Here is an 11,892-nt window from a genome sequence, read left to right as displayed (position 1 = left end):
GGGCGCGGATCAGCTGAGACCGAGTTCCTTCTCGATGAGGGCGAACATCTCGTCGTCGCTCGCCGAGGTGATCTCCGCGGTCCCGTCGGAGGTCCGTGTTTCCTCGTCGGTGTCGTTCTCGGTGCCGGACTGTTCGAGCTTCCAGAGGATCGAGCGCAGCCGGTTCACGGCCCGTTCCCTGCCGTCGCTCCCCTCCGGGAGGGCGGCGACGGCCGCCTCCCAGCCGGCCATGGCGTCGAGCACCGCGGCCTCCCGGGTGCCCTCGCCCGGGTCCAGTTCCGTGTGCAGGAAACCGGCGAGGGCGGCGGGCGACGGATAGTCGAAGATGAGCGTGGTCGGGAGCCGGAGCCCGGTGGCCGCGCCGAGTCCGTTGCGCAGTTCCACGGCCGTCAGCGAGTCGAAGCCGAGGTCGAGGAAGCCGCGTTCGGTGTCGATGGCCGCCGGGTTGGGGTGCGCGAGGACGTGGGCCACCTGGGTGCGGACCAGGTCGAGGAGGGCTTCGGCGCGTTCGGCGCCGGTGAGCCGGGACAGCCGCTCGGCGAGGGCCGAGGCCCCCGATGCGGCGGCCGCCTCGCCCGCGGCCCGGCGTACGGAGGCCCGTACGAGCCCCTTGAGCACACCGGGCAGCCTGCCCGCGTCGGCCTGGCCGCGCAGTGCCGTGGTGTCCAGGCGTACGGCGGCCAGCAGGGCCTCGTCGTGGCGTGCCGCCTGGTCGAACAGGGCCAGGCCCTGTTCGGTGGCGAGCGGCAGGACACCGCTGCGGCTCATCCGCGCGAGGTCGGCGGTGTCGAGCCCGGCGGTCATGCCGCTGGACTCGGCCCACTGGCCCCAGGCGAGGGAGACACCCGGCAGGCCGTGGGCGCGCCGGTGCTGGGCGAGCGCGTCCAGGAAGGAGTTGGCCGCCGCGTAGTTGCCCTGGCCGGGGCCGCCCATGACGCCGGCCACGGAGGAGTAGAGGACGAAGGCGGTGAGGTCCAGGTCGCGGGTGAGTTCGTGCAGGTTGACGGCGGCGTCGGCCTTGGGCCGCATCACGCGGTCCAGACGGTCGGCGTCGAGGGAGGCGAGGACGCCGTCGTCGACGACCCCTGCGGTGTGGACGACGCCGCGCAGCGGCCGGTCGGCCGGGATCGCCGCGAGGAGGCCGGCCAGCGCGTCGCGGTCGGCGGCGTCGCAGGCCACCACCTCGGCCGATCCGCCCAACTCGGCGATCTCCGCGATCAGTTCGGCCGCTCCGGGGGCGTCCGGGCCGCGTCGGCCGGCGAGCAGCAGGTGCCGTACGCCGTGCGTGGTGACCAGGTGCTTGGCGACGAGCGCGCCCAGGGTTCCGGTGCCGCCGGTGACCAGGACCGTTCCGGCCTGGTCCCAGCCCTGCGGGATGGTGAGCACGATCTTGCCGGTGTGCTTGGCCTGGCTCATGAAGCGGAACGCCTCGGGGGCGTGCCGGATGTCCCAGCTGCGGACGGGCAGCGGCTGGAGCACTCCCGCGTCGAACAGCCGGCCCAGCTCGGCGAGCATCTCGCCGATCCGCTCCGGACCGGCGCCCTCGACCATGTCGAAGGCCTGGTAGGTCACTCCGGGGTGGAGCCGGGCGACCTCTTCGGGGTCGCGGACGTCCGTCTTGCCCATCTCCAGGAAGCGGCCGCCGCGCGGCAGCAGCCGCAGCGAGGCGTCGACCAGCTCGCCGGCCAGGCAGTCCAGGACCACGTCGACGCCCTCGCCGCCGGTGGCGGCGGCGAAGCGCTCCTCGAAGGAGGCGTCGCGGGAGGAGGCGATGTGCGCCTCGTCCAGGCCGAGTTCGCGCAGCACGTCCCACTTGCCCTCGCTGGCCGTGCCGAACACCTCGGCGCCCAGGTGGCGGATGAGCTGCACGGCGGCCATGCCGACGCCTCCGGCGGTGGCGTGGACGAGGACCCGCTCGCCGGCCTTCAGGCCCGCCAGGTCGACGAGCCCGTAGTAGGCGGTCAGGAACACGGTCGGGATCGCGGCGGCCTGCTCGAAGGTCCAGCCGTCGGGGATGCGGACCACCAGGCGGTGGTCGACGACCGCGACGGGGCCGAACGCGCCCCGGATGAGGCCGGTGACCTTGTCCCCGACCTCGATGCCGGTGACGCCGGGGCCCACCTCGGTGACGACGCCGGCGCCCTCGTTGCCCATGCGGGCCAGGCCCGGGTACATGCCGAGCGCGATCATCACGTCGCGGAAGTTCAGGCCGGCGGCGCGGACCGCGACGCGGATCTCGCCCTCGGCGAGCTCCATCCCGGCGGCCGGGGACGGTACGAAGCCCAGGCTGTCGAGCGTCCCGGCCCGGGTGCTGTTGAGGATCCAGGAGGAGCCGGCGGGCAGCACCAGGGCGCCGCCCGGGGCGGCGGACGGGACCAGGCGCGGTACGAGCAGCGCGCCGTCGCGGAGCGCGGCCTGCGGCTCGTTCCCGGTGAACACCGCGTCGGGTACGGGGAGTCCGCTGGCACCGTCGGCGTCGGTGTCGAGGAGGACGAAGCGGCCGGGGTTCTCGGCCTGCGCGGCCCGTACCAGACCCCACAGGGGCGCCTGAGCCAGGTCCGTGACGTCCTCGCCGGGCAGTACGGCGACCGCGCCGCGCGTGGCGACGACCAGCCGGGTGGCCCCGAGGCGCTCGTCGGCCAGCCAAGTCTGGAGGGTGTCGAGCAGCGCGGCGGTGGTCCCGTGCGCGGCTCGGGCCGCTCCTGCGGCCGGGGCGCCGGCCGGGGATCCGGTGTGCAGGAGGACCGCGGCGGGGACCGGCGCGCCCTCGTCGAGGGCGGCCCGCAGGGAAGCGAGGTCCGCGTGGTCCGCACCCGCGCCGCCGATCGTCACCCGCGGCCCGCCGGGGGTTCCGGCGGCCGGCGGAGCGGCGGTCCAGTCGAGGCGGTACAGGGCGTCGGAGTGTCCGGCGCCCGCCACGGCGGCGGTCAGCTGCTCGGCGGCGACCGTACGGGTCGCCAGCGAGGCGACGGACACGACCGGGTGCCCGGCCGGGTCCGCGATGTCGAGCGAGAGGGAATCCGGGCCGGCCGGCGTCAGCCGCACCCTCAGCCTGGACGCGCCCACGGCGTGCAGACGCACACCGCTCCAGGCGAAGGGCAGGCGGACCTGCCCCGCGTCCGTGGCCGGCCCGGCGACAGCGAGCCCGTGCAGCGCAGCGTCGAGCAGGGCCGGATGCAGTGCAAACCAGCCCGCCTCATCCTGCTGCGCATCGGGCAGCCCCACCTCGGCGAACACCACGTCACCGTCGCTCCGACGCCAGGCCCGGGCCAACCCCTGGAAGGCCTGCCCGTACCCGTAACCGGCCGCGGCGAGCCCCTCATAGAACCCGTCGAGGTCGACCGGCTCGGCGTCCGCCGGAGGCCATACGGCCAGGTCGGAGAGGGGTTCGGGGGCCGTCTCGGGGGCAGGGGCGAGCCGTCCGGCGGCGTGCCGGGTCCAGACGGCGTCGGCGTCCTCGGGACGCGAGTGGACGCTCACCGGCCGCCCGCCGTCCTCCTCCGCGGCCCCGACGAGCACCTGGAGCAGGACGCCACCCCGGTCGGGGACGACGAGGGGCGTCTCGATGGTGAGTTCCTCCAGCTCGCCGCACTCGGCCTCGTCGCCCGCGCGGAGCGCGAGTTCCACGAAGGCGGTGCCGGGCAGCAGGACCGTTCCCGCCACCGCGTGGTCGGCGAGCCAGGGGTGGGTGTGCAGGGAGATCCGCCCGGTGAGCAGCAACTGCCCTCCGTCGGCGGGCGTCACGGTGGCGCCGAGCAGCGGGTGTCCGGCAGCGCCGAGTCCGGCCGCGAGCACGTCCGCGGAGGCGGAGGCGGCGGGGCGCGGCCAGTAGCGGCTGCGCTGGAAGGCGTACGTCGGGAGGTCCACGGGGGCCGGGGCCGCCGCCGTACCGCCGGCCAGGGCCGCCCGGTCGACGGGGAGGCCGCGGGTCCAGGCCTCGGCGAGGGCGCCGAGGAAGGCCTCCGGCTCGGGGCGGTCCTTGCGCAGCACGGGGGCCAGGAGCCCGGAGAAGCCCTCGGGGAGGGACTCCCCCGCCATGGCGGCGAGGACGCCCTGCGGGCCGAGTTCGAGGTAGTGGGCGACGCCCTGCGCGGCGAGGTACTGGACCCCGTCGGCGAAGCGGACCGCGCCGCGGACGTGCTCGACCCAGTACTCGGCGGTGAACTCGGTGATCTGCCCGCCGGTGACGTTGGAGACGACCGGGATGGCCGGGGTCCCGTGGGTCAGGGTCTCGGCGACCTCGCGGAACGCCTCCAGCATCGGCTCCATCAGCGGCGAGTGGAAAGCGTGCGAGACCGTCAGGCGCTTCGTCTTGCGGCCCTGGTCCGCGAGGGTGGCGGCCACGGCCAGGACGGCATCCTCCGAACCCGAAATCACCACGGACTCCGGCCCGTTGACCGCCGCGATGTCGACATCCGCCGACAGCAGCGGACGGATCTCCTCCTCCGTAGCACGGACCGACACCATCGCGCCGCCCTCCGGCAGTGCGCCCATCAGCGCACCGCGGGCCGCCACCAGACGGGCCGCGTCGGCCAGCGAGAGAACGCCTGCCACGTGCGCGGCGGCGATCTCACCGATCGAATGACCGGCCACGAAGTCCGGACGGATGCCGTAGGACTCCGCCAGCCGGTACAACGCCACCTCGACCGCGAACAGCGCCGGCTGGGTGAACTCCGTCCGGTGCACCTTGTCCCCGCCGCCGAACACCAGGTCCTTCAGCGGGAAGTCGAAGTGTCCGCACACCTCGTCGAACGCGGTGGCGAACACCGGCTGGGCGTCGTACAGCTCGCGCCCCATCCCCGGGCGCTGCGCGCCCTGCCCCGAGAACAGGAGGGCCAGCTTCCCGGGCTGGACCGGGGCCTTGGCGGCCCCGGTCAGGGCGTCGAGTCCGGCCAGCAGGCCGTCCAGGCCGGTGGCGGTCACCGCGCCCCGGTGTTCGAGCGCGGAGCGGGTGGTGGCGAGGGAGTGCGCGACGGCGCGCGGGTCCAGGCCGGTGTGCGTACGGGCGTACTCGGCGAGCCGTGCCGCCTGGGCGCGCAGGGCCTCGGGGCCGCGGCCGGAGACGGTCCAGGTGACCGGGCCGCCGTCCGTCTCGCCGTCCGTGTCGGCGGCCGCGGGTGCCGGTGCCGTCGCGGGGGCCTGTTCCAGTACGACGTGGGCGTTGGTGCCGCTGGCTCCGAAGGAGGAGACGCCCGCGCGGCGCGGACGGCCGGTCTCGGGCCAGTCCACGGCCTCGGTGAGGAGTTCCACCGCGCCCGCCGACCAGTCGACGTGGGCCGACGGCTCGTCGACGTGCAGGGTCTTGGGCAGGATCCCTTCGCGCAGGGCCATGACCATCTTGATGACGCCCGCGACGCCGGCGGCGGCCTGGGCGTGTCCGATGTTGGACTTGACGGAGCCGAGCCACAGCGGCCGGTCCTCGGGCCGGCCCTGGCCGTAGGTGGCGAGGAGGGCCTGGGCCTCGATCGGGTCGCCGAGGGTGGTGCCGGTGCCGTGCGCCTCGACGGCGTCGACGTCGTGCGCGGTCAGGCGGGCGTTGGCGAGGGCCTGTTCGATGACCCGCTGCTGGGAGGGGCCGTTGGGGGCGGTCAGGCCGTTGCTGGCGCCGTCCTGGTTGACGGCCGAGCCGCGGAGTACGGCGAGGACCCGGTGGCCGTTGGCCTGGGCGTCGGAGAGCTTCTCCAGGAGGAGCACGCCGGCGCCTTCGGACCAGCCGGCGCCGTCCGCCGCGGCGGAGAAGGACTTGCAGCGGCCGTCGGTGGACAGTCCGCGCTGCTTGCTGAACTCGACGAACACGCTGGGGGTGGCCATGACGGTGACGCCGCCGGCCAGCGCCATGGTGCACTCGCCGGCCCGGAGGGCCTGGGCGGCCAGGTGCAGGGCGACGAGGGAGGAGGAGCAGGCGGTGTCGACGGTGACGGCCGGGCCCTCCAGGCCGAAGGCGTAGGAGAGGCGGCCGGAGACGACGCTGCCGGAGGTGCCGGTGAGCAGGTAGCCCTCGGCGCTGTCGGCGGCGCGCTCCACGTGGCTGGCGTAGTCGTGGTACATGACGCCGGCGAAGACGCCGGTGCGCGTTCCCTTGCGTTCCGCCGGGTCGAGTCCGGCGCGTTCGAAGGCCTCCCAGGAGGCTTCGAGGAGGAGCCGCTGCTGCGGGTCCATGGTGACGGCCTCGCGCGGGGAGATCCCGAAGAGTTCGGGGTCGAAGTCCGCGGCGTCGTAGAGGAAGCCGCCGTTGCGGGTGTACGAGGTGCCGGGGCGGCGTCCTTCGGGGTCGTAGAGGGCGTCGAGGTCCCAGCCGCGGTCGGTGGGGAAGCCGGAGACGGCGTCGCGGCCTTCGGCGACGAGCTGCCAGAGGTCCTCGGGCGAGCCGACCCCGCCGGGGTAGCGGCAGGCCATCCCGACGATCGCGATCGGCTCGTCGGGGGCGTGGGCGGGCGCGGGGGCGGCCGGGGCGGGGGTGGTGGTGGCGGGGGTGAGGATCCCGGAGAGGAGGTGGCGGGCCAGGGCGGCCGGGGTGGGGTGGTCGAAGACGAGCGTGGCGGCCAGTTTGAGGCCGGTGGCGGCGTTCAGCCGGTTGCGCAGTTCGACGGCGGTGAGGGAGTCGAAGCCGAGTTCCTTGAAGGCCGCGTCGGGGCGGATCGCGGAGGGGTCGGCGTGGCCGAGGACGGCGGCCACCTGGCCGCTGACGAGGCCGAGGAGTTCGCGTTCGCGTTCGTTCTCGCCGAGCGGGGCGAGCCGCCGGGCGAGGGAGGAGGCCTCGGTGTCGGAGCCCGTTTCGACGGCGCGGCGGGCGGGGGTGCGGACCAGGGAGCGCAGCAGTGCGGGCAGCAGCCCGGCGGCGGCGCGGGTGCGCAGGGTCGCCGCGTCCAGGCGTACGGGGACCAGGACGGGTTCGGTGTCGGTGTCAGCGGTGGCGCCGGCGGTGGCCGCGTCGAGGGCGGCGAGGCCCTGGGCCGCGCTGAGCGGGAGGATGCCGGCGCGGGAGGCCCAGCCGAGGTCGCCGTCCGTGAGGTGGCCGGTGAGGCCGCTGGTCTCCCACAGGCCCCAGGCCAGGGAGCTGGCCGGCAGGCCGTGGTGGCGGCGGTGGTCGGCGAGGGCGTCCATGAAGGCGTTGGCGGCCGCGTAGTTGGCCTGCCCCGGGTTGCCGAGGACACCTGCGGCGGAGGAGAAGAGCACGAAGGTCGTGAGGTCGAGGTCGCGGGTCAGCTCGTGGAGGTTCCACGCGGCGTCCACCTTCGGGCGCATCACCGCGTCCAGGCGCTCGTCCGTCAGCGAGCCGATCAGTCCGTCGTCCAGTACGCCGGCGGCGTGGACCACACCCCGCAGGGGACGGTCCGCCGGAATCCCCGCGAGCAGCGCGGCCAGCGCCTCCCGGTCGGCCGCGTCACAGGCCGCCACGTCCACGACGGCACCCAAAGCCCGCAGCGAATCGGCCAGTTCCACCGCCCCCGGCGCATCCGCGCCACGACGACCGGTCAGCAACAGGGAACGCACCCCGTGCGCGGCGACCAGGTGCCGGGCGACCAACGCACCCAGCGCACCCGTACCGCCGGTGACCAGCACCGTCCCCTCCGGATCCCAGACGCCGCCCTGGGCGGACGTGTCGGTGGCCCGGACCAGACGCGGGACGAGGGCGGTGCCCGTGCGCAGGGCGAGCTGGGGTTCCCCGGTGGCGACGGCCCGTTCCAGGGCAGCGCGGGAGGCGTCGGTGCCGTCGAGGTCGACGAGCTGGATGCGGTCGGGGTGTTCGGACTGGGCGGAGCGGACCAGGCCCCACAGCGGGGCGAGGGTCAGGTCGGGTGCGGGGTCGCCGGGTCCGGTGCGGACCGCGCCGGTGGTGGTGACGACGAGGCGCAGGGCGGCGAGGCGTTCGTCGGCGAGCCAGTCGCGGAGGGTGGCCAGGAGCGCGGCCGTGGTGGTGCGGGCGGCGCGGGCCGGGTCCTCGCCGGAGCCGGTGGCGGTGCCGGGGCGCGGGTGGGTGAGGAGGACGTGGGTGGGGGCGGCGGTTCCGGCGTCGAGGGCGGCGGTGAGCGCGCCGAGGTCCGGGAAGCCGGCGCCGCCGAGCTCGGCCCAGCCGTCGGCGGGCGCTTCGGCGGGCAGGGGGACGTCGTTCCAGGTGACGCGGTGCAGGGTGTCGGTGCGGGGGCCCTGGAGGCGGTCCGGGCTGACGGGCAGCAGGCTGAGGGCGTCCACGGTGGCGACGGGCCGGCCCTCGGGGTCGGCGAGGTCCACGGCGAGTTCGCCGCTGTCGGCCGGGGTGATGCGGACCCGCAGGGCGGCCGCTCCGGTGGCGTGCAGGGAGACCCCGCTCCAGGCGAAGGGCAGCCGGACGCCGTCGGGGGCGGTGCCGGTCCCGAGGAGCGCGGCGTGCAGGGCGGCGTCGAGGAGGGCGGGGTGCAGGCCGAAGGCGGACGCCTCCTCGCGCTGCGCCGGATCCAGCACCACCTCCGCGTACACCGTCCCGTCCACCGCCCAGGCCGCCTTCAGCCCCTGGAAGGCGGGCCCGTACGCGTAACCGGCAGCGGCGGCCCGCTCGTAGAAGCCCTCCACGTCCACGGGCCGCGCCCCGGCCGGCGGCCACTGCGCCAGCTCCACGCCCGCCGCCGAAGCGGCGGCGGGGGCGACGACGCCGGTGGCGTGCCGGGTCCAGGGGGTGTCGGCGCCGGAGTCGTCGGGCCGTGCGTGGACGGACACCGGGCGGCTTCCGTCGGCGGCGGGTTCTCCGACCACCAGCTGGAGCTGGACGGTTCCGGTCGGGGGCAGGGCGAGGGGGGTTTCCAGGGTGAGTTCGCGCAGCTGTCCGCAGCCCGCCTCGTCGCCCGCGCGGACGGCGAGTTCGACGAAGGCGGTGCCGGGCAGGAGGACGGTGTCGCCGACGGCGTGGTCGGCGAGCCAGGGGTGGCCGGTGAGGGAGATCCGGCCGGTCAGCAGGAAGCGGTCGCCGTCGGCGGAGCGTACGGAGGCGCCCAGCAGCGGGTGTCCGGCGTCGGCCAGTCCCGCGGCGGACACGTCGGCGCCGCCGGTCGCGGCCTCGGCCCAGTACCGGCTGCGCTGGAAGGCGTACGTGGGCAGGTCGACCGTGCGGGGGGCGTGTCCGGCGAGGACGGCGGTCCAGTCGGGGGAGGCGCCGCGGGTCCAGGCCTCGGCGAGGGAGGTGAGGAAGCGCTGCGGGCCGCCCTCGTCGCGGCGCAGGGAGCCGAGGGCGACGGCGGGCAGGCCGGCGGCGTCGATGGTCTCCTGGACGCCGACGGTGAGGACGGGGTGGGCGCTGGCCTCGATGAAGAAGCCGTGGCCGCGTTCGAGGAGGGCGCGGATGCCGTCCTCGAAGCGCACGGTGCGGCGCAGGTTGGTGTACCAGTACTCGGCGTCGAGTTCGGTGCCGTCGACGGGCCGTCCGGTGACCGTGGACAGGAACGGCACGCGGGTCTTGCGGGGGGTGATGCCGGCGAGGGCGCCGATGACGGCGTCGCGGATCTCCTCGACCTGGGGGCCGTGGGAGGCGTAGTCGACGTTGACGCGGCGGGCGCGGACGCCGTCGGCCTCGCAGGCGGCGAGCAGTTCGTCGAGGGCCTCGGGGGTGCCGGAGACGACGGTGGAGCGGGGGCCGTTGACGGCGGCGACGGCGAGGCGGTCGCCCCAGGCGCGGATGCGTTCGGCGACGGCGTCGGCGGTGTCGGCGACGGACATCATGCCGCCCTTGCCGGCCAGGGCGAGGAGGGCCTTGGCGCGCAGGGCGGAGACCTTCGCGGCGTCCTGGAGGGACAGGGCTCCGGAGACGGCGGCGGCGGCGATCTCTCCCTGGGAGTGGCCGACGACGGCGTCGGGTTCGATGCCGCTCGCCCGCCACAGCTCGGCGAGGGAGACCATGACGGCCCACAGGACGGGCTGGACGACGTCGACGCGGTCGAAGCCGGGGGCTCCGTCCTCCTGGCGCAGGACGTCGAGGAGGGACCAGTCGGTGTGGGGGGCGAGGGCCTGGGCGCACTCGTCGAGGCGGGCGGCGAACGCCGGGGAGGTCCCGTACAGTTCGACGGCCATGCCGGCCCACTGGGAGCCCTGCCCTGGGAAGACGAAGGCGGTCTTGCCCTCGATGTCGGCGGTGCCCTCGACGAGGCGGGCGGAGCTCTCGCCGGCGGCGAGCCGGGCGAGCGCGTCCGCGGCGTCGGTGCCGGAGTCCGTGCCGGTGCCGGTGCTGGTGCCGGTGTCCGGGCCGGCGACGACGACCGCGCGGTGGGCGAGCGCGGAGCGGGTGACGGCGAGCGCGAGGGCGGTGTCGGCGGGGCGCGGGGCGGCGGTGGCCGCTCCGGCGCCGGTGCCGGAGCCGGTGCCGGTGTCCGTGTCCGTGCCGGTGGCGAAGGCGTGCAGGCGGGCGGCCTGGCCGCGCAGGGCGGCCCCGCTGTGGCCGGAGAGCGGCCAGGGCGTGGGGGCCGCGGCCGTGAAGGGGGCGGGGCCGGCCGCTGCCGGGGCGGCGGCGTCGTCCTCCGCGGGCGCGGCCTGTTCCAGGATGAGGTGGGCGTTGGTGCCGCTGATGCCGAAGGCGGAGACGGCGGCCCGGCGGGGCCGTTCGTGGTCCGGCCATTCGCGGGCGTCGGTGAGGAGTTCGACGGCGCCGGCCGTCCAGTCGACGTGCGGGGTGGGCTCGTCGACGTGGAGGGTCTTGGGGAGGACGCCGTTGCGGATCGCCATCGTCATCTTGATGACTCCGGCGATGCCGGCGGCCGCGGCGGTGTGGCCGATGTTGGTCTTGAGTGAGCCGAGCCACAGCGGGGCGTCCTGCGGCCGGTCCTGGCCGTAGGTGGCGATGACGGCCTGCGCCTCGATCGGGTCGCCGAGGGTGGTGCCGGTGCCGTGGGCCTCGACGGCGTCGACGTCCCGGCCGCGCAGCCGGGCGTTGGCCAGGGCCTGGCGGATGACGCGCTGCTGGGAGGGCCCGTTGGGGGCGGCGAGGCCGTTGGAGGCGCCGTCCTGGTTGGTGGCGGAGCCGCGGATGACGGCGAGGACGCGGTGGCCGTTGCGGCGGGCGTCGGAGAGCCGTTCGAGGACGATCACGCCGACGCCCTCGCCCCAGCCGGTGCCGTCGGCGGCGGCGGCGAAGGCCTTGCAGCGGCCGTCCTCGGACAGGCCGCGCTGGCGGCTGAACTCGACGAAGAGGCCGGGGACGGACATGACGCTGACGCCGCCGGCGAGGGCCATGGAGCATTCGCCGTTGCGGAGGGCCTGGGCGGCGAGGTGCAGGGCGACGAGGGAGGAGGAGCAGGCGGTGTCGACGGTGACGGCCGGGCCCTCGAAGCCGTAGTGGTAGGCGAGCCGTCCGGAGACGACGCTGCCGGAGGTGCCGGTGAGGGAGTAGCCCTCGGCGCCGCCCTGGGTGTTGTGTCCTCCGACGATGTAGGCGGGCGTCGCCGCGCCCACGTACACGCCGGTCTGGGTGCCCTTGAGAGTGGCGGGGTCGAGCCCGGCCCGTTCGAGGGCCTCCCAGGAGGTCTCCAGCAGGACCCGCTGCTGCGGGTCCATGGCCAGTGCCTCGCGCGGGGAGATGCCGAACAGGCCGGGGTCGAACTCCGGCGCGTCGTGCAGGAACCCGCCGGAGCGGGTGTACGTGGTCCCGGGGTGGTCGGGGTCCGGGTGGTAGAGGGTGTCCAGGTCCCAGCCGCGGTCGGCCGGGAACCCGGATATCGCGTCGCGTCCCTCGGCGACCAGCCGCCACAGGTCCTCGGGGGAGCGGACCCCGCCCGGGTAGCGGCAGGCCATGCCCACCAGGGCGATGGGCTCGCTGCCCCGGCTCTCGGCCTCACTGAGCCGCTGCCGGGTCTCGTGGAGCTCGGCGGCCACTCGCTTGAGGGACTCGACCAGCTTGTCCTCGTTCGCCATCGCGGCGTGTCCTTCCCTGTT

The 11,892-nt window shown here is 75.7% G+C and carries 1 protein-coding gene and 1 pseudogene; both read right to left on the bottom strand.

Annotated features, from left to right (window positions below):
- Positions 1-9: 9 nt before the first annotated feature.
- Positions 10-11,757, bottom strand: coding sequence for an SDR family NAD(P)-dependent oxidoreductase (locus tag AC07A6_RS04630; protein WP_478776111.1), 11,748 nt, complete (start codon positions 11,755-11,757; stop codon positions 10-12).
- Positions 11,758-11,793: 36 nt separating this feature from the next.
- A pseudogene (locus AC07A6_RS04625) lies at positions 11,794-11,871 on the bottom strand (polyketide synthase docking domain-containing protein); the annotation flags it as partial.
- Positions 11,872-11,892: the final 21 nt, after the last annotated feature.

Source organism: Streptomyces sp. NPDC044002, from assembly GCF_056434525.1.
This window is presented reverse-complemented; position numbering and strand designations above follow the sequence as displayed.